Annotated in this window: 24 protein-coding genes and 1 riboswitch; of the genes, 7 read left to right on the top strand and 17 right to left on the bottom strand. The window is 47.9% G+C overall.

The annotated features are described in order from the left end of the window. Positions 1-107: 107 nt before the first annotated feature. Positions 108-2381 (top strand): ATP-dependent helicase, encoded by a 2274-nt coding sequence (locus ACINLD_RS01820; protein WP_410206888.1) that lies wholly within the window; start codon positions 108-110, stop codon positions 2379-2381. Positions 2382-2419: 38 nt separating this feature from the next. On the opposite strand, the gene ACINLD_RS01815 is transcribed toward ACINLD_RS01820, so the two are convergent. From ACINLD_RS01815 to ACINLD_RS01800, 4 genes are all read right to left on the bottom strand, one after another. Continuing rightward, on the bottom strand, positions 2420-2677 hold the full coding sequence (locus ACINLD_RS01815; protein WP_026586447.1) for a stage VI sporulation protein F: 258 nt from the start codon (positions 2675-2677) through the stop codon (positions 2420-2422). Between the two features lie 131 nt (positions 2678-2808). Then, positions 2809-2928: a YjcZ family sporulation protein gene (locus ACINLD_RS01810; protein WP_026586446.1), complete on the bottom strand. Its 120-nt coding sequence runs from the start codon at positions 2926-2928 to the stop codon at positions 2809-2811. A gap of 79 nt (positions 2929-3007) precedes the next feature. Continuing rightward, positions 3008-3217, bottom strand: coding sequence for a hypothetical protein (locus ACINLD_RS01805; RefSeq protein WP_410206887.1), 210 nt, complete (start codon positions 3215-3217; stop codon positions 3008-3010). Between the two features lie 289 nt (positions 3218-3506). After that, a complete protein-coding gene (locus ACINLD_RS01800) occupies positions 3507-3863 on the bottom strand; it encodes a DUF1360 domain-containing protein (RefSeq protein WP_026586444.1) in 357 nt (118 codons plus the stop codon). A 171-nt stretch (positions 3864-4034) separates the two neighbouring features. On the opposite strand from ACINLD_RS01800, the gene ACINLD_RS01795 reads away from it, so the two are divergent. From ACINLD_RS01795 to ACINLD_RS01775, 5 genes are all read left to right on the top strand, one after another. Next, positions 4035-4421: a spore coat protein gene (locus ACINLD_RS01795; RefSeq protein WP_026586443.1), complete on the top strand. Its 387-nt coding sequence runs from the start codon at positions 4035-4037 to the stop codon at positions 4419-4421. A gap of 46 nt (positions 4422-4467) precedes the next feature. Then, positions 4468-4809 (top strand): hypothetical protein, encoded by a 342-nt coding sequence (locus ACINLD_RS01790; RefSeq protein WP_026586442.1) that lies wholly within the window; start codon positions 4468-4470, stop codon positions 4807-4809. Between the two features lie 67 nt (positions 4810-4876). Continuing rightward, on the top strand, positions 4877-5383 hold the full coding sequence (locus ACINLD_RS01785) for a spore coat protein (RefSeq protein ID WP_026586441.1): 507 nt from the start codon (positions 4877-4879) through the stop codon (positions 5381-5383). A 130-nt stretch (positions 5384-5513) separates the two neighbouring features. Next, positions 5514-5999 carry a CotY/CotZ family spore coat protein gene (locus tag ACINLD_RS01780; protein ID WP_026586440.1) on the top strand — a complete coding sequence of 162 codons (486 nt, stop codon included), beginning with the start codon at positions 5514-5516 and terminating at the stop codon, positions 5997-5999. Between the two features lie 150 nt (positions 6000-6149). Beyond that, positions 6150-6599, top strand: a complete 450-nt coding sequence (locus ACINLD_RS01775) for a CotY/CotZ family spore coat protein (RefSeq protein ID WP_026586439.1) — start codon at positions 6150-6152, stop codon at positions 6597-6599. A gap of 27 nt (positions 6600-6626) precedes the next feature. Here ACINLD_RS01775 and ACINLD_RS01770 read toward each other — a convergent pair whose 3' ends face one another. The 10 genes from ACINLD_RS01770 to ACINLD_RS01725 all read right to left on the bottom strand — a co-directional run bounded on the left by ACINLD_RS01770 (position 6627) and on the right by ACINLD_RS01725 (position 15431). Then, positions 6627-7103 carry a CotO family spore coat protein gene (locus ACINLD_RS01770; protein WP_026586438.1) on the bottom strand — a complete coding sequence of 159 codons (477 nt, stop codon included), beginning with the start codon at positions 7101-7103 and terminating at the stop codon, positions 6627-6629. Between the two features lie 107 nt (positions 7104-7210). Further along, positions 7211-7987, bottom strand: coding sequence for an enoyl-ACP reductase FabI (gene fabI, locus ACINLD_RS01765; protein WP_026586437.1), 777 nt, complete (start codon positions 7985-7987; stop codon positions 7211-7213). A gap of 150 nt (positions 7988-8137) precedes the next feature. Further along, positions 8138-8947: a bifunctional hydroxymethylpyrimidine kinase/phosphomethylpyrimidine kinase gene (gene thiD, locus ACINLD_RS01760; protein ID WP_026586436.1), complete on the bottom strand. Its 810-nt coding sequence runs from the start codon at positions 8945-8947 to the stop codon at positions 8138-8140. Positions 8948-8970: 23 nt separating this feature from the next. Beyond that, positions 8971-9981, bottom strand: coding sequence for a ThiF family adenylyltransferase (locus tag ACINLD_RS01755; RefSeq protein WP_026586435.1), 1011 nt, complete (start codon positions 9979-9981; stop codon positions 8971-8973). Beyond that, positions 9978-10745, bottom strand: coding sequence for a thiazole synthase (locus ACINLD_RS01750; protein ID WP_026586434.1), 768 nt, complete (start codon positions 10743-10745; stop codon positions 9978-9980). The genes ACINLD_RS01755 and ACINLD_RS01750 overlap by 4 nt, the downstream gene beginning before the upstream one ends. 2 nt (positions 10746-10747) lie before the next feature. Beyond that, positions 10748-10951 carry a sulfur carrier protein ThiS gene (thiS, locus tag ACINLD_RS01745; protein WP_026586433.1) on the bottom strand — a complete coding sequence of 68 codons (204 nt, stop codon included), beginning with the start codon at positions 10949-10951 and terminating at the stop codon, positions 10748-10750. Next, complete coding sequence (gene thiO, locus ACINLD_RS01740; RefSeq protein ID WP_410206886.1) at positions 10948-12057, bottom strand: glycine oxidase ThiO; 1110 nt, start codon at positions 12055-12057, stop codon at positions 10948-10950. The genes thiS and thiO overlap by 4 nt, the downstream gene beginning before the upstream one ends. Beyond that, on the bottom strand, positions 12041-12658 hold the full coding sequence (tenI, locus tag ACINLD_RS01735) for a thiazole tautomerase TenI (protein WP_026586431.1): 618 nt from the start codon (positions 12656-12658) through the stop codon (positions 12041-12043). Before tenI ends, thiO begins: the two co-directional genes overlap by 17 nt. Further along, positions 12633-13334: a thiaminase II gene (gene tenA, locus ACINLD_RS01730; RefSeq protein ID WP_026586430.1), complete on the bottom strand. Its 702-nt coding sequence runs from the start codon at positions 13332-13334 to the stop codon at positions 12633-12635. The genes tenI and tenA overlap by 26 nt, the downstream gene beginning before the upstream one ends. A gap of 85 nt (positions 13335-13419) precedes the next feature. Beyond that, positions 13420-13528, bottom strand: a riboswitch (TPP riboswitch). 58 nt (positions 13529-13586) lie between these two features. Next, positions 13587-15431 (bottom strand): monovalent cation:proton antiporter family protein, encoded by a 1845-nt coding sequence (locus tag ACINLD_RS01725; RefSeq protein ID WP_410206885.1) that lies wholly within the window; start codon positions 15429-15431, stop codon positions 13587-13589. Positions 15432-15757: 326 nt separating this feature from the next. Here ACINLD_RS01725 and prpE point away from each other — a divergent pair, with 326 nt between their 5' ends. After that, positions 15758-16498: a bis(5'-nucleosyl)-tetraphosphatase PrpE gene (gene prpE / locus ACINLD_RS01720; protein WP_026586427.1), complete on the top strand. Its 741-nt coding sequence runs from the start codon at positions 15758-15760 to the stop codon at positions 16496-16498. 14 nt (positions 16499-16512) lie between these two features. On the opposite strand, the gene ACINLD_RS01715 is transcribed toward prpE, so the two are convergent. The 3 genes from ACINLD_RS01715 to ACINLD_RS01705 are packed head-to-tail and all read right to left on the bottom strand — an operon-like array spanning position 16513 to position 18870. Continuing rightward, entirely contained in the window at positions 16513-17388 is an 876-nt protein-coding gene (locus tag ACINLD_RS01715; protein WP_410206954.1) for an RluA family pseudouridine synthase, read from the bottom strand. A 27-nt stretch (positions 17389-17415) separates the two neighbouring features. Then, complete coding sequence (locus ACINLD_RS01710) at positions 17416-18216, bottom strand: NAD kinase (protein ID WP_026586425.1); 801 nt, start codon at positions 18214-18216, stop codon at positions 17416-17418. A gap of 18 nt (positions 18217-18234) precedes the next feature. Beyond that, positions 18235-18870 (bottom strand): GTP pyrophosphokinase family protein, encoded by a 636-nt coding sequence (locus ACINLD_RS01705; RefSeq protein ID WP_026586424.1) that lies wholly within the window; start codon positions 18868-18870, stop codon positions 18235-18237. Positions 18871-18879 lie beyond the last annotated feature (9 nt).

Here is an 18879-nt window from a genome sequence, read left to right as displayed (position 1 = left end):
CCCTCACACTTACATTCCCAAAAATCGACTGTTTGAAACGGATCTCATTTGATATGATAGACGTTGTCTCACAACTGGACGACTACCAATTGTTGGAGGTGCTCTTTTTGAAATGCGCCCGATTAAATAACCGAGACATTCATATACATAAATATTCGAGAGAACATCTTCAATTCCTCTTTGATGAGGCAAGAAAAGACCGCATCACTTGCAAACACTGCGGCACACCTCTCAGACTGAAATTGACGATTCATGAAGAGCCGCAATTTTTCCATAGAGAAAACGGAGATTTTTCTCTATGTGAAGCGGAAGATCTGAAAGAACAAACAGAAGAGATCAAAGAAGCGGACTATCAGGAAAGCGGCGTCTTCCGCCTGCCGCAAGGAAAAGCGATTGCAGAATCACAGCAGACGGTACATTGGGAGCCGCCGAGAGAAGCGGCTGTTTCGACTCCGTTTGCTCCGGAGACAGAAGCGGCGGCAGAGCAGGTGTTTCCGAATATCCCTTTAAATGAAAAACAGCTTGAAGCCGTTTCTGCTTCAGAGGAGCCGCTGTTAGTCCTGGCCGGTGCCGGAAGCGGGAAAACGCGGGTATTAACCGCCCGGGCGGCGTATATGATCGAAAAGCTCGATGTCCCGCCGTCAGCCATCCTGCTTGTGACATTTACGACAAAAGCGGTGAAGGAAATGAAGGAGCGGATGGCTTCCCAGTACGGACTGGCCGAACGCACTGTCAACCGCATCGTGACCGGCACATTCCACAGCCTTTTTTATAAAATTCTCTATCATCACGATCCGGATAAATGGAATGGCGAGCATTTATTGAAATGGGAATGGCAAAAAGAACAGTATATCAAAATGGCGCTGGCCGAAGAAGGTCTTGATGAAAAGGATTTTCCCGTTGACCAAGCGATCCAGCAGATCGGCTACTGGAAGAACGCTTACCTTCCGAAAGAGCGCATCCCCCTTGAAGACGAATGGGAAAAGCGGGTGCACCGGCTGTACCGCCATTATGAAGAACGAAAAAGAGAGCGGCGGCAATTCGATTTTGACGATATGGCATCGGCATGCTATGAGCTCTTTCAAGAACGGCCCGATGTTTTAGAGAAATACCAGATGCGCTTTCATGCGATTCTGATCGATGAGTTTCAGGATATCAATCCCGTTCAATACGCGATCATCAAGCTTCTCGCAAGTCCTGAAAACAACCTGACATGCGTCGGGGATGATGATCAGTCGATCTACGCGTTCAGAGGCAGCAGCCCGTCTTTTATACTGGACTTTGATCAAGACTACCCAAACGCGAAAACGATCCGCCTCACAACCAACTACAGGTCATCCCACCCGATCGTGGCAAGTGCGGACGCGGTCGTGAAAAAAAATAAAAAGCGCTTCCCGAAAACATTGAAAGCAGTCAGGGACGACCAGAAAAAACCGATTTTATTTTATCCTTATGATGAGGAAGAAGAAGCGATCATGGTCGTCTCAGATATCCGGAAAAAAATCGAAATGGGGGCAAAGCCGGAAGATTTCGCCGTGCTTTATCGGACAAACAGCGGCGGACGGGCCATTTTTGAACGGCTCCATCAATCAGCCGTTCCCTACGCAGCCGAGCAAGGCGTCAGAACATTCTACAGCAGGCGGATTGTCCGGCAGATGCTCAGCTTTTTGTATTTAAGCCAAAATCAGGACGATGCCGAAGCCATCAAACAGCTTTTGCCGGCGCTGTTTCTCAAACAGTCCGCATTAAATACGCTCAAAGCCGCCTCGATCACGGAAGACTGCACAATGGTAGAGGCGCTCGCAACATTAACTGACATCAAACCGTTTCAGCGCGAAAAAATCAAAAAAATCATTCCTTTTTTCACCGGCCTGAAAACGATGAAACCGGTCGAAGCGATCACGTTTGCCGAGGAAAAGATGGGCTTTTCCGATTACTTGAAAAAGCGCGGAAACGAAGGCAACAAGCTCGAAAAAGGGTCGGATGATCTGCGCGATCTCAAAACAGCAGCGAAAAAATTCAAGACGATTCCGGAATTTCTCGAACATGTCGACCATATGCGGGCTGCCGAAAAAAGCAAACCCGATCCCGGCGGTGTCCAGCTTTTGACGATCCACCGCGCGAAAGGACTCGAATTTAAAACGGTCTATATCCTCGGAGCGCTAGACGGCTCCATCCCCCACGATTTCGCGCTCGATGCGGCGAGAAAAGGGGATGAAACCGCTCTTGAAGAAGAACGAAGGCTCCTCTATGTCGCGATGACCAGGGCCGAACACAATTTATATATCAGCGTCCCTTCGGTCAGAAGAGGCCGAAGCGCATACCGCTCAAGATTTTTGCAGCCGCTTTTAAAACCGAAACCTGAATTGCAACTCAAGTAAAAAACACCGGGCCTCCCTTTCATCGGAAGGCGCGGTGTTTATTTTTTGGAGTTCATCATTTTCGTGATCGTATTGAAATCCATTTTTTCTTTTCCGCTGACAATCGATTCGACGATCTTATCTTCCATTTCCTTCGGAACCCGTTTGTTCGCCAATTGTGCAACGCGCTTGATGACGCTGCGGACCGTATTTTCATCTTTGAAGTTTGCGTTTTGCAAAGAATTTGCCAGCTGCATGACGTCCGTCATACTGACGCCCGTTTTCTTTTCAATTTTCTTGAAAAATTGATTGTCCATACCCCTGCCTCCTTTTTTGGGAGTGATACGCTATCTTATGCATTCGGAAAACGTGTTGTGCTTTTCCACCTGAACAAGAAGAGAGCGCGCAAACCAAAGGCGCGGCGCTCTCTTCCTTTTGAACTAGAGAATTAGTATTTAAAAGAAGCACCTACAATGATAAGAAGAATAAACAACACAACGATCAGCACAAATTGCGAGCCATAGCCGCCTCCGCCATAGCCATAGCCTCCGCCACAACAAAAGCCCATCTAAAGCACCTCCTTTTCTCTCTACACGATATGATAGTTGCTAGGTTTCGCTTGGATTGATGCATAGGGCTTGTGTGGATTATTTAAAAATGCCCGGAAGATTCCCCTCTTCCCCCAGCCGTTTTTCAGCGTATTCCGCAAATTGTTCAAGCTGTTGTTCAAACTGTGCTGCGAAGCGATCAAACCGGTCCAATTCTTTCTCGTTATCAAACATGATCCGCTCATGATCTGCCTGCTTTCGCTGATGCTTTTCGAATATGGACTCGAACAGCTGTTCAAAAAGATTCATGCGATCTTCCTCCTCATGAATGATGTATGCAAGAGGTGAAAAAAGGGAAACAAAAAACCGGATGATTTCCGGTTTTTTTGTTCATATTATTGAATTCTCTTTTTTTTGCCGCATCCGCAGCCTTTTTTCTTCACTTTTTTTGAGAAAGTGGACTGATTGTTGCTGGAAGCATTCTTTAATCGGCCTTGCTGCCGTCTTTTCAATTGTCTCATTGCCATTCCTTCCTTTCTCATTCTTATGTGCCATTATATGATTCTTTCTTCGATAAGTTGCTGTGACAAACCCCCATTCAGTCCAGCCATTTTGATACGATCGTCTCCAGCACCCCCGCTAAGCCTGCGATGGCAAGCAAGAGGATCAGCCATTGGGCGACGTCCGGAATGAAGGCATAAAAAATCAGCAAGAACGCCGTACACCACACCCCCGTGCACCAATAGCAGCTCAACAGCTCGCCGATCCAGGCTCTCAAGCCTTTCCCTTTCATGACAATATAGGTTTCAATTTCACCGGTTTTTTCGTTTTTTTCTTCAATTTCCTCGTGGAAAAAGCTGCGCAGCGGGGCCGTGATCGTATCAAACACGATCAGGCGCGTCAGCCGAAACACCGCAATGGAAATTAAAATGAACAACAGCCAGCTTTGTATCACAGGGCTCCCCCTCTAAAAAAGTCTATTTCCAAATATATGCTATTCGCATCATAAACATGATGCGAGAAGCTTCATTCCTCTAAAATTGGGTGCTGAATTGTATGTTTTCCTTATTCCGCTAAGATACCGGTCTGCATTTAATAAAGTGTGGATAAGAAAGGAGTGAAGGTTATGTCGTTTCATGAAAATGCCGAAGAACTGTATGAGAAAACGTTCAACGAACTAACCAGTGAATATGACCAGTTGATTGAAGTGATTGATTCGGAACATGTCACGATCAACACGGCAAACGTAACAGCCGCACTCTCTTTACAGGCCATCGTCATCACATTGATGATCATGTCGGCGCAGATAGCGATCGAAGATCAGGATACGGCAGACATCGTCACTGAACACGTTTTAGCCGTAAATAGACTGCTAAATAGAAAGAAATTTTTCATTCAAGTCATTGGCAGCCGAAATGTAACCATTACACTTTCCTCTCTGCAGATCCTTCTTACAGTCCAAGTTTTAATTGAAGTGCTGATCGCGCTTTTAACAGAACTTGACATCCTTTAAAGCTTCTTTCTTTCTAATATTTTTTAGAAATTGAGGTGAGAATCAATTGTCAGACCGCGAAAAACTTAAAGCAGATGTCAGCCCGCTAACGAATACGCTTGTCCAAAATATTCTAAGAAAACACGGCGTCTCAAAAGATAATGTGCGGAAGCTGTCAGAAGGGGAAAAGGAAACCATTTTGAACATTCTCGATGATTTGAAAGCACAATCCGAAGCCCTCATCCAAAAACAGAAAGAGAAGCAAAAATCCCAAGCTGAGGCTTCCTCACAGTCTGAAGAAAAACCAAGACGAAGAAGACGTTCAAATAAATTAAGAGAAAAGCTCAAACAAAGAAGGCAACAGGAGACGACAGCCGAAAAAGAAGAAAAAAATGGGGATTTGGAGTAGGGTATCTGCCATATACAAGTTCAAGAGTTTGAACATTTAATAATAGTAAATGGAAGGAGGAAATCAAATGGAAACCAGACCATATTCTTGGGTTGCGCTTGATCCTGAATGCGAGCATCCGGGATCAGAGTATTATCCGAGATTCCCTAAGAAACAGCTTTGTGATGACTACAGCTGCAAATGCGGCAAAGACGAGGCATTTATCAATCAGGAGCTCGATCAGTTCAACATTAACAAACAGCTTTCAGATGAAACGATCATCATCAAAGACTCTTGCGATATCAGAGTCTCTACCGAGGAAACGCAAGTTGTCGCATCCGTCATGACAGCAGTACAGACAGCGATCGTCACAGTCGTTCTTGCAATCATTGATGATGCTGAGCTTGCAGAGCTTGTATCACAAGACCTGCTGCAGGTAACAGCAAACAAACAAGCAAACCGACAAAAATTGGTCATCGACAATTCCCGCGATGTAACAGTCACAACAGAAGATACAGATGTCGCTGTATTGGTCAGCACGGCGGTCCAAACGCTCACAGTTGTCATCGCAACGCTTATTGTCGGCATCATCTAATACAAAAAGCAGAGCCACCAAGCTCTGCTTTTCTTCATTTTTATAGACGATCACCCACACCAACAAGGGCACGGGTACATATCTTGTTAAAGACTAAAGTCAAATATCCTATACAAAGGAGCTGAAATCCATGAGCTGCGGAAAAAACCATGGCCGGCATGAAAATTGTGTATGCGAAGCAGTTGAGCAGATTATTGAAGAGCAGAATGCAGTCGAGGAAACATCAGCGTGCTCGACAAGCTGCTTTGGCAACCTGCTGAGTCCGACTGTTTCCGGTAAAGACACGATTCCGTTCCTTTTGTACGACAAAAAAGGCGGACTGTTTTCAACATTTGGAAATGTCGGCGGATTTTCAGATGATATGCAGTGTTTCGAATCTATTTTCTTCCGGGCAGAAAATCTAAAAGATTGCTGTGCAACTCTTTCAATCCTGAGGCCTGTGGACATAAACGGCGACACACTCAGCGTTTGCCACCCTTGTGACCCTGACTTTTTCGGGCTTGAAAAAACGGACTTTTGCATCGAGGTTGACCTGACATGTTTCTGTGCGATTCAATGTCTGTCACCTGATCTAGTCGATCGCACAGCAGACAAAAATCATCATCATAACGGTTAAAGATGTTGGACTGTATCAAGCCGATTCGCCCATAAGGACGGCTTGGTACACTCTTTACAACGGCTGCCGGCTCTCGGCAGCTCCTTTTGCCAATAAAAACCCGGCCGTTTCGAAACGAAATTAAAATCCTGATTTAGGAGGGATGATAACATGACGAAATTTTCAGGCGACAATTGTGTTTGTGAAGCCGTCGAAAACATCCACGACCTGCAAAACGCCATTGAAGAGGAAGGCTGCCCGACCAGCTGCTTCAGCAACCTGCTGTCACCGACACGCAATTTAGGCGACACCATTCCATTCATTTTATACACATCAAAGTCAAAGCCTTTTGTAGCGTTCGGAAATGTGGGTGAACTTCAAGCAGGCCCTTGTTTCAGCACCGTTTTCTTCAGAGTGGAAAATATCGATGACTGCTGCGCCACACTAAGACTGTTGATCGCCTTTGATGAAAACCGCCGCATTCTCGATTTTACAGATGATAAAGATAAAATATGCGATGTGTTCCGCCTTGAAAAAACGAATTTCTGCATCGAAGTCGATTTGGAATGCTTCTGTGCTATCGAATGTCTCAATCCGCAACTGATCAACCGTTCAAAATAAAAAGTCCCTGAACCGGGACTTTTTTTGTTAAAAGCCGAGCGGGTGCAGCGACGTGATGCTCTCGATCGCAAGTTTCGCCGGAGCGCCTTTGCTCGATGTCCGAACGAAGACCGCTCCGTCTTTTTTGTCAACGATCGTCCCTCTGTATGTTTTTCCGTCTGCTTCTATCAGACAAAGGGTTTTTGGCATATTTCCCGGCAGGCTTGTTAAAAAGTCGATCTTTTCATTGATGGACATTTTGCTGATCGGCTTCTTAACCGGCTTCATCCCTTTTTCAGGTCCGTCCGTCTCCTCTTTGTGCACGGCTTCCGCTTCTTTCTCCTTGGAAGGCGAAGCTTCTGCGCGCTCTTCTTTCCGCTTTGCCTTTTGCTCCGAAGGAACCGGCTTTTCCTTTTTCTTTCGTTTAATGAGAATATCCTGCATGTTGGCGTCCGCCGTGCCATAATCCGGCTGCACAATATACATGAGCGGCTTTTGCTCCGCGTCGTTTTTCTTATTAGACATCTTTATCCCTCCGTTTGCGTTCATGGTATATCTATATGACGGGAACGGAGAAATCAGAAGAAAAGAAAAAAGCAATCCTGTTTAGGATTGCTTTTTCAGCCCTTATTTTATCGGGCAATAATATGATAGCCGGAATCCACATGCAGGTTTTCGCCGGTCATGCCGCGGGAAAGGTCGCTGAACAGGAAAGCGGCCGTGTCGCCGACTTCTTCCGGTGTCGTCGTGCGGCGAAGCGGTGCGCGCTCTTCAATCTCTTTTAAGATGGAGTTGAAGTCGCTGATTCCTTTGGCTGACAATGTCCGGATAGGACCCGCGGAAATGCTGTTGACGCGGATTCCGTCTTTTCCGAGATCGCTCGCCAAATATTTGACGCTTGCATCAAGCGAAGCTTTCGCAACACCCATGACATTGTAGTTTGAAACGACGCGCTCTCCGCCGAGGTATGTCAGCGTGACAATGCTTCCGCCTTCTGTCATGATGCCGCGGGCCGCTTTGGCGACCGCTGTCAGTGAATATGAACTGATGTTGTGTGCAAGGAGAAAACCGTCGCGGGTCGTATTCAAATATTCTCCTGTCAGCTCTTCTTTGTTGGCGAACGCGATGCAGTGGGCAATGCCGTGAATGACTTGAACTTCCTCTTTGATTTTGGCAAAGCATTCTTCAATTTCCTGATCGTTTGTGACATCGCATGGCAGAACAAGCGAATCATTGCGCTCCAAGGAATCTGCCAGCTCCCTGACCGATTTTTCAAGGCGATCTCCGGCATACGTAAAAATCAATCTGGCGCCGGCATTGTGAAGCGAGCGGGCAATCCCCCACGCGATGCTTCGTTTATTGGCAACTCCCATGACGACAATATTGCGACCTTCAAGAGATAAATTCATATGTATTAAATCCTCCTAATGATTAACATTTTATTAGTACCTGATCATAATATATAGTATCACAATTGATAGCAGTCTGACAATTTCCGAAAAAAAACGGCAGGCGTTCCGTAAAAAACACGCTGCCGTTTTCTAATTCTTCTTTGTTAGCTACAGTCTCGCGCCCCTCTTTTGATAGGCAAAATGATTGGTCGGCCCGTGGCCGGCTCCGATATCCAGGCTGTTTGCAACCGCTTCGTGAACGAATTCTTCCGCGACTTGAAAAGCTTCATGTATCTCACACCCCTTCGCCGTTTGCGCCGTTAGAGCAGCGGCAAACGTGCAGCCTGTTCCATGAGTGTTTTTCGTCTCAATATAAGGATTGATATGTTCAATGAAGCTTTCTCCGTCAAAGAGGAGATCGGTCACTTTTTGGTTTTCCGGCTGATGCCCGCCTTTAATAATCGGGTAACGGACCCCCATTTTATGCAATTCCTCCGCCGCTTTTTTGCGATCATCCATCGTTTTGATGCTTCTTCCGGTCAGCACTTCCGCTTCCGGAATGTTCGGGGTTGCCGCATAAGCCAGCGGCAGAAGGCGCCGCTTCAATGTCTCCACGGCTTCATCATTTAATAATGAAGCTCCTCCTTTGGCAATCATGACGGGGTCGACGATGACGTTTCCCAAGTCGTATCTCGTGATGTTTTCAGCAATGACTTCAATCATCTCCGCGCTCCAGAGCATTCCCGTCTTCACAGCATCCGGTCTTAAATCTTCGGCGACGGCTTCAATCTGCTTTGCCAGCGCTTCTGGAGAAAGCGGATAAACACCGTGCACCCCTGTTGTGTTCTGTGCGGTAATCGCCGTCAAAGCGGTCATCCCGAAAACTTTTAGCTCCTGAAAGGTTTTGAGGTCGGCTTGGATACCCGCTCCTCCGCCTGAGTCAGATCCGGCGATCGTCAATGCTTTATATATGCTCATCATGTCTCTGCTCCCTTCGGTGTTTAGCCAATCCACCTGTGGTATATCGTTTTCGCTTTGTTGACATCGTTTGTTCCGTGAATAAAAGCGCGGCCGTCACGGAAAATGACGAATTTAAACTCTTTTAGCCTGCAGGATACAAGATAAGGATTCCCTGTCACATCCAAACCTGCTTGTTTCAATTTCACAGCCAGTTCTTTTAATTCAGGCACCCGGCCGCCCGCCGGTCTGATTTGAACCGTTTCCCGGCCGCAGAGCACGGCGGCTTTTGTTTCGTTTTCCGCGGACAAAAACGGGAAATCCCGGGTCCCGCAAGTCGGGCACGCCTGATTTTTAAGGGCATCGGCCCGAATTTCGGATCTTTCGTTTGTCCATATATCAAATGAGCGGAGCACCCCGCCCGCCTGATGTCCTGTCAAAAGCTTAAGAGCATCTATGACCTGGAAGGCGGCTACCTGCTGGACGATCGGACTGATGACGCCTGCTGTGTCACATGTCAGGAAGCCGTCCGGCAGATGCCCCAAAAGGCAATGAAGACAAGGCGTTCTGCCGGGGATAACGGTGTAGGTAATGCCATAGCTTGCCACACATGCCCCGTAGAGAAAAGGAACGCCCAATTTGACGGCTGCATCGTTTACGATCAGCCGGGTTTCAAAATTGTCCGTCGCATCAATGATCAAAGAAGCGCCTTCAGCGAGGCTGATTACTTTCTCGGCGGTTACGTCCGTGACGATTCCTTTGATGCGGACGGAGCTGTTGACGAGACGCAGCCTTTTTTCAGCAGCAGCCGCCTTGGGCAGATGGAGAGCGACATCCTCTTCTGTATAGAGCTGCTGACGCTGAAGATTGCTCCATTCCACATAATCCCTGTCAGCAATCGTCAGCGAGCCGATCCCGGCTCTTACAAGCATCTCAGCACTCGCCGCCCCCAAAGCCCCTGCCCCGATCAGAAGCACATGGGCGTCCTGCAGTTTTTTCTGGCCGTCCGGCCCGATCGGTCGGAACAGCTCCTGCCTCGAATATCTGCCGGTCAAATCGTCAACTTCCCTTCTTCAGGACTTGAGGCAATGCCGTAGTTTTTTTCCGGAATTCTTCCGGCAAGATAACCGAGCCGTCCCGCTTCAACGGCAAGCTTCATCGCATGCGCCATTTTCACAGGATCCTTTGCACCGCTGACAGCGGTATTCAATAGCACCCCGTCAGCACCGAGCTCCATCGCATATGCGGCATCTTTCGGAGAACCGATTCCGGCATCGACAATGACTGGAACTTGAGCCTGTTCGATGATGAACGACAGGTTGAGCGGATTGATGATCCCCTGTCCTGAACCGATCGGGGAGGCCCCCGGCATAATCGCATGGACGCCAAGCTCCTCCAGTTTTTTCGCCAGCACGACATCATCCGATGTATACGGCAGGACGATAAAACCTTCTTCCAGTAAAGTTTCGGAAGCTTTCAGCGTTTCGACAGGATCAGGTAAAAGCGAACGGTCGCAGCCGATGACTTCCACTTTGATCATGTCGCAAAGGCCGCTCGCTTTGGCAAGCTTGGCAATCCGCACCGCTTCTTCGGCCGTTTTCGCGCCGGCCGTATTCGGAAGCAGCGTATAGCGGCTTAAATCAAGCTGTTCCAAAAAGTTAGGCTGCGACTCTTCAAAAATATTCATCCTCCTCACTGCAAAGGTTAAAATCTCAGACTCTGATACACTCACGGCCTCTTTTTGGACCTCAAACGACGGGTATTTTCCCGTTCCGAGCAATAGCCTTGATTGAAATTCTCGATCCGCGATTTTTAACATGTTTATCCCCCTCCGACAAAATGAACGATTTCGATGACATCGTGTTCTTCCAATTCGACTTTGCGATATTGGTCTTTTCCGATAATTTCTCTGTTTCTTTCGACGACGACAACCCGGTTTTCCAGCTGATAGGATGCGAGCAGATCGTAAATCGTCCCCCCGTCATCCTTCCACTCTACCTGCCGTCCATTGAGCTGAATGTTCATCCGCCAACAGCCTCCTTTCTGTCCGCTTTAAACGCTTCTTGCCACGTTTGATCAACAGGTCGGTCCAGTATCATATTGGTGATCATCTCGCCTGTTGCTGGCGCCAAAAGAATGCCGTTTCTGAAATGCCCGGCCGCAAATAAAATCCGTGTGTTTTCCGGATGCCTGCCAATGTATGGATTACCGTCTTCGGTTTCCGGTCTGAGACCGGCCCAGCATTGGTCAATTTTCATGTTTTCGATCTCGGGCAACATCGTTTTCGCCTTTTTGATGACGGCTTCGATTCCGCCGAGCTCAGGCTGTTCACTCCAATCCCCCGGTTTCATCGTGGCGCCGATGACAAGCTTCCCGCTATGGCGGGGGACGATGTAGCAGTGGTCATGATACAGTGTCCTTGTTAAAGGGATCCCGTCATTCCAAACGGACAGACACTCACCTTTGACAGGGTAAAATCTTTTATTTAAGCCGAGCTGTTTGAAGAAAACACCGCTCCACACACCGCTTGCGATCACGACATGCTCCGCTTCCGCCTTGCCCGCCGCCGTCGTGACCACGTGCGCGCCAGACCCGGGCTCGATCGATATGACAGGGGCAAATTCAAAGATATCGGCGCCCGCCATTCTCGCTCCTTTGGCAAATGCCCGGCAAACGGAAACGGGTTCGACATGAACATCGTCTTGAATAAAATTGGCGCCGAGTATTCCTTTTCCCGCATAAGGCTCTTTCTCATACACCTCTTCCGCGCTCAGCCATTCGGCAGAATCCAGTTCTCCCATCTTCATAAGGCGCTCTCGATCGCTTTCAGAAAAGGCGAGCTTTAAAATTCCGCCGTTATGTCTTTTGATGTCAATCCCGCTGGTCTGTTTTAATTCAGCGGTGAGGCGTTTGTATGCCTGTTGGCTCACTCTGGCAAATTCAAAGAATGTCCCGGGTTTATCGCATTCGGCATGGGCGCCGAGCATGCCCGCCGCCGCACCTGTCGCTTTTTGTCCGATTTGACCGCTTTCAAAAACAGCCGTTTTGATCCCTGCTTTTGCAAGATGATAAGCAATCGAAGCGCCGATGATGCCTCCTCCGACCACGATTGTGTCATAGCGCTTTTTCATATGAATCTCCCTTCATGATCGAGGAAAGCCGTGCGGCTGCCGCATGCGGGCTGTCGCTCGAAAAGATCCCCGACATGACCGCGATCCCGTCAGGATCAGCCTTCTGCACGTCAGGAAGCGTTTTTGCGGTGATCCCGCCGATTGCGATAACCGGAATGCGAACGGCCGCCTTCACATCAGCGAGGCTCGCGGTTCCTCTTCCTGTCCGGCCTTTTTTGCTGTCTGTCGCAAAAATATGGCCGAACAGCACGTAATCGGCCCCTTCTTTTTCAGCCTGAACCGCCTCTTGAACCGAGTGAACAGATTTGCCGATTTTCAGATGCGGAAAACGATCTCTCACACACTTGACAGAAAAGCCGTGCGACGGCAGCTGAACACGATGGATATTGTGGAACAACGCGACATCCACCCTGTCATTGATGACGAGCTTTTGTTTATCCACGCCGCCGATGAGCAGCCTGCTGATTAAATCAGATATGTCGCCTGTATGCTTTGATCTCTCGCGAATGTGGATAAAGTCAGCAGCATTCTTGATGGAAATAATTTTTGCCGCCAATTCCTCCACAGAATGCCTGTTATCGGTGATCGCGTGAAGCTGCAACCTGATCCACCCCGCTTTGTGACCAGCTTTCTTTTTGATAGGCCATATCCCAGAACCGGTATTCGTAAAAGCTGGAGATGACGAAGTTCTCCTTCATCTTCTCGCGGGTTTTCTCATCAGCGTCTTCAGCCAGTTCATCGAAGCGGTTGATCTGTTCCGTTACAGATTTTTTAAACCAGTCTCCTCCGTATGTCGCGATCCATTCCTGATACACGGCATTGTCAGGTTTGCACGTTTTCAGCGTTTCGCCGACCTCGTAGTAAAGCCAATAGCACGGAAGCAATGCGGCGAGAATTTCCGCAAAATTACCGCTCATGACGGAACGGTACATGTGGCTCGTATAGGCATATGCCGTAGGCGACGGCTGAAACGCGTTGATTTCTTCTTCTGTAATCCCCAAAAGGTCAGTAAATTTTCTATGGAGCGACATCTCGGCTTCATATGTGCCTTTCGCGTGGTCAGCCATCCGGCTTGTCGTATACAAATCTTGAGCATATGCCGCTCCAAAGGATTGGACTTTGGCAAAGTGGGTCAAATAGTAGGAATCCTGCATGACATAGTATTTAAATCGGTCAACCGGAAGTGTGCCGTCTCCGATTCCTTTGATAAACGGGTGGACAAAGCTGCCTTCCCACCATTCGGCAGCGCTTTTTCGGCATTCTTCTGAAAATTTCATTTCAAGGCTCCTCCTTCATTCCTGAAAAATGAAAAAACCACTTTCCCCGCAGGAAAAGTGGTTTGGAATTTGCATATAGACATCGTCAAATACCTTGCCACTTCCCTACGCAGGTTTGAACCTGTTCAGGTTATGAGGGTCTAAAAGTCACACTTTTATCTCAGCCCTTATCAAGGACTCCCCTAGTGGAAAACATTTCTTTTTCATTCAGTTATACTTTAATCTTATCACGAAATAGAAAATGGTCAAGCATCAGTCTTCAAGCGTTTTTTTCAATTCTGCGATATATTCGCGCGAACCGGTGGCGATCAGCCTGTCGCCCATCTTCAGTCTTGTATCCCCGTGGGGCACAAGGCTGTCGACGCCCCGGAAGATCCGCACAAAAATGACATCTCCTGTAAAAGGAAACTCCCTTAACAGTACGCCGTCAAACCGGTCATTGTTCATATTGATCTGATATAAAGATGCATCCTGATTGGTCAGGAGCTTCATAACCCCCGGCGCTTCAATAAGGGCACGGAGCAATGTTTTCGTTGACAAGAGAATCGAGAATGTGTCGATCCCTTTTTCTTTCAATTCGCTTTCCGCCTGCGGCGAATCTGCGCTGGCGATAATTCTTTCCACCTTTTGCTCCTTCGCGTAAAGCGCAATTCCCGTGTTTCGCTCTTCATTTCCCGTCGCCACGACAAGAATGTCTGTTTCAAAAACGGCAAACGATTTTAATGTGTCATATTCATAATCAGGCAGCACTTCCACATCAAAGACGGAATCGGCCAGCTTCTCTTCTTTCTTTTCCTGATGAACATGGAGAATCCTGACGTTATATTCTTCAGGAGACAGTTCAAGTGTGACCGGAAGCGTCATTTGATTGGCGCCGATAAAAGTGATCGTCTTTTTCTCTATTTCGTTTTCCGCTTTCGGCATCAGCTTTTTAAAGCCGGTCGGTGTAATGATGCATGTGATCACAGCCACCAAAATCAGCGCGCCGGACATTTGCGCATCGATCACGCCGATGCGTTCGCCGATCGTCGTCGCTGCAATGACAAGAGACAGTGTCGATGTCAAAAGAAAACCTGAAGCCAGCACGGTTTTCGTGTCATACCATTTTTTCAAAACCAATGCGGGAATCACCTTGCTGATGAGTAATGCTACAAAGAGCAGCGGAATCATCACTAAAATTTTCGGGTTTCCAAAAAGCGACCAAATATCAAGCTTGACACCGGTCATCACAAAAAAGATCGGGATTAAAAAGCCATAGCCGAATGAATCAAGCTGCTGGACGAGCTCTTTGTTCGGTGAAAGCAGCGACACGAGCACCCCAGCTAAAAATGCGCCGAGAATATTTTCCGCGCCGAGCGATTCCGAAAGGGCGACCAGTACGATAATCAAAGTAAAAATCGCCCTTGTGCCGATTTGAATCGTCCCTTTTGACATCACTTCTACGAAAGAGCGCTTTTGAAAGACCCTTCCGAAAAGGTAGAGGACGACGCCTGCGCCAAACAATATAATCAACAGCCACATGTTGCTGTTTTCTTCACCATAGATCGATGCAAATACCGCCAACAAAATCATCGTCGCAAGATCGGCAATCACCGCCACAAGCAAAATAATCTGGCCGATATTCGTCTTCATGAGACGCTGTTCCTTCAAAGTCGGGACGACGACGCCGAGAGAAATCGTTGAAATGATCAGCGTCATTAAAAAGGCGTTATCAATAAATCCGGCCAGTACAAAGCTGTATGACAAGCCGAGCGACAAAATAAATATTCCGACAAAGATAAAGGCAGCCGTCGTAAATGTATTGGGAGCTGCTTTTCCGTTTGGGAGAAGCAATTTTTTCTTTCCTTTTTCAAAAGCGGAAAAATCAATTTCAAGACCGCTTAAAAACATGAGAAAAATAAATCCGAGCATCGACAGTGTTTCCAACCATGCATCATGTTCTGCAACAAGGTTGAAGCCGCTCTTGCCGATAATAAGCCCCATAATGATTTCCGCAACAACAACAGGTATACTGAGCCTAAAGCGGTGCAGCAGGATGGGCGTTAAAAATGCAAATATGAGTACAACAACTAATGATGAAACAGAAGTGTGCTCCATAAACTGGTACCTCCTAAAAACCGGTTTCCGGGTATGTTTATCTTGCCCTTTTTCAAGGCAAAAAAGATCCATATTTTTGAAATGTTATGTGAGAAAAGATGACCAGGCTTCACTTTGATCACATGTGTAAGAACCGATTTTAACAAGGCTCGCCCAGAAAAAAAAGTGATTTGCCTGATTTTCTCCATTAAAAATTTTCGCCGCCCAAAAAAAGGATGATTTCCAATAAACACTGCTCATGAACGAACGGCTTCGGGCCATGATAAGCATAGAAAATGAACCGCTTTCAGCTCGGGGTAAGACTAAAAACAGGAAGTGAAAAACAGATGAAATATGATGTGATCGGTGATATTCACGGATGCTACGACGAGATGATCGCACTGATTGAAAAGCTCGGCTACTCCTTTCAAGCAGGCCTGCCCGTCCACCCGGATAACAGAACGATCGTCTTTCTTGGAGATTTGACGGACAGAGGGCCCAAATCGCTTGAAGTGGTCGAATTTGTGGCCCGGGCCTTTGAAGAAGGAGCCGTTCGGTATGTGCCGGGCAATCACTGCAACAAGCTTTACCGCTTGTTCAAAGGTAATCCGGTAAAGCTGATGCACGGACTTGAAACAACGGCTGCCGAATACAAACAGCTGCCCCAAAATAAACAAAAACAGGTCAAAGAGCAATTCATGCGCCTTTATGAACGCGCTCCGCTCTATGAGATCCTTCATAACGGCGAACTTGTCGTCGCCCATGCGGGCATCAAAGCCGAAGACATTGGAAAAAAACCAGTTGGAAAGGTCAAGCAATTTGTGCTCTACGGAGATATTACGGGGGAAACGATGCCTGACGGAAGGCCTGTCAGACGGGACTGGGCGGCTCATTACCGGGGAAAACCGTGGGTTGTGTACGGCCATACACCAGTCAAAAGCCCGAGGACGCTTCATCATACGATCAATATTGATACGGGGTGTGTCTTCGGCAACATGCTTACCGCCTTCAGGTTTCCTGAGTTAAAGACGGTATCCGTAACGTCCTCAATGCCGTATGACGAATCGCGATTTCGCATGAATCCATAAAAAAGAGAGCTGTTTTAGCTCTCCAATAACTGTCCGATGTCGTTCGGAACCGGTGCCTGAAATGTCAGCTCTTTGGTTGTCAGCGGGTGGATAAACGTCAGCGCTTCGCTATGGAGCGCCTGTCTGTTGATCAACTCCCGGCTTCCGCCATAAAGTGTATCCCCGCATAGCGGGTGTCCGATATGGCTCATGTGGACGCGGATTTGATGGGTTCGTCCGGTTTCCAGCTTGAGCGAAACGTCCGTGATCCGGCCGAGGCGGCTGTTCACCCGAAAGCGGGTCACCGCTTTTTGTCCGTCAGGGAGCACAGCGCGCTCAATAATGCTTGACGCTTTTCGGCCGATCGGGGCGTCGATCGTGCCGCAATCATCGCGGAGCAGTCCATGGACGACTGCGCGGTACCTCCTTTTGACAAGACCCTGTTTTTGCATTCCTGATAAAAGCGAATGGGCAAACCGGTGCTTGGCGACAAGCATCACCCCCGATGTATCGCGGTCAAGCCTGTTGACCAGGTGCACGGTCGCCTGGCACCCGGTCTTTTGATAATAATGAATGAGCCCGTTGGCAAGGCTTCCGCCCGGGTGCTCCCGCGACGGAATGGACGAGAGACAGGGCTGTTTATTCAAGACGAGAACATGATCATCTTCAAATAAAATATCGAGCGGTATTTTCTCGGGCAGCAATGATTCGCTCACGCTTTCCGGCGGAAATTGGATGAGCAGCTCGTCCCCTTTTTGCAGAACATGCCTGACTGTCACATGCTCTCCGTTTACCAGCAGGTCGCCGCCCCCGAATTTGATGTCCGTTAGCATCCGCTTTGAAATGCCCAGGCTTTGCACATATTCTTTCAGAAGCATGCCATGCTCTTTTTCTGTTATCCTTTGGTTCATTGAAAAATCGTTCACAGCAACCCTTCCCTACTCACCCTTGCCGATGAAGGAATCCTGCACCCTCTTCCAAAACGGAAACGGCCGGAAGCGGGCGAATCTGACATTTTCTTTCGCGACGCGGCATTGAATCGACTTCACGTCTTTATGAAGCAATGTTAAATGATCGATTGCCACCTGAAATGTGACATCATTGATCGGTTTGATCAAACATGTGTGGTGTTCAGGCAAAATGAGCGGCGAACCGACCGTCCGAAAGACGCGGTTGTTGATAGACGCCATTTCGGCAAGCTGTATGGCTCTGATGGACGGGTGAATAATCGCCCCGCCGAGCGCCTTGTTATACGCCGTGCTTCCAGACGGAGTTGAAAGGCAGAGTCCGTCGCCGCGGAACGTTTCAAAAAGCTCACCCTTAATCTCGACATCTGTGACCAGCGTTCCTTCAATGCTTTTGATCGTACATTCATTAAGTGCCAAATACCGGGCTTCATCACTGCCGTCATTGTAGCGGACGATCACTTCCAAAATCGGATACTCGACGATTTGAAACGGCGTTTTGGCAATTGCGATCACCAGCTTTTCAATTTCATCGGGAACCCAGTCCGCATAAAAGCCGAGATGTCCTGTATGGACTCCGACAAACGCCGTTTTATCGAGGCGTCCGCTGTATTTGTGAAACGCGTACAAAAGCGTTCCGTCGCCGCCGACGGAAATGACGATATCCGGCTCTTCTTCATCGCACTCAAGGCCGAAGTCAAGCAGATATGTCTGAATTTTGCTTTTTAATGAATCTGAAACCGGATTTCCTTTCGATGATACTGCAAATTTCATCAGTCGATCTCCTTTCCCCTAACGGTCATCCTCGTCCTTTTTCTTCCGCGAGAAAGCCGCCTGGGCTTCCTGAATTTCGCCCCTGATCTCAGACATTTCTCTGTCAAGCCTTGAAGCCGCTTCAGAAGCTCTCTGAAGCCTCAGTTTCACTTTTTCCGGAATGTTGCCGCTGTACTTATAGTTTAAAGAGTGTTCAATCGTCGCCCAAAAATTCATCGCCAGCGTGCGGATTTGGATTTCAACGAGAATCTGTTTTTCTCCGTTTGTCGTCTGCAAAGGATACAGCACCACCAAGTGGTAGGAGCGGTAGCCGCTCTCTTTATGTTCCGCGATATAATCGCGCTTATCCACAACCGTAAAGTCTTTTCTCGCCAGGAGCATCTCCACGACGATGTGAATATCCTCAAAAAACTGGCACATGATTCTGAGCCCGGCGATATCCTGCATGCTCTCAATATTATGTAACGGAATGTTTTTCCGCTTGGCTTTTTCCAAAATGCTCGGAACAGGCTTTACCCGTCCGGTCACAAACTCAATCGGTGAATGTTCTTCCTCATATTCATAAAGGCCTCTCATCCCTTTAAGCTTCACTTTCAGCTCTTCAACTGCCTGCCGGTACGGCGCTAAAAACTGCTCCCATTGTTTTTCATCCATAAACCTTCC

This window comes from Bacillus sp. z60-11, from assembly GCF_046464135.1.
In the GTDB taxonomy this organism is placed as follows: Bacteria; Bacillota; Bacilli; order Bacillales; family Bacillaceae; genus Bacillus; species Bacillus sonorensis_A.
The sequence above is the reverse complement of the archived record's forward strand: the minus strand, read 5'-3'. Positions and strand labels throughout refer to the sequence as shown.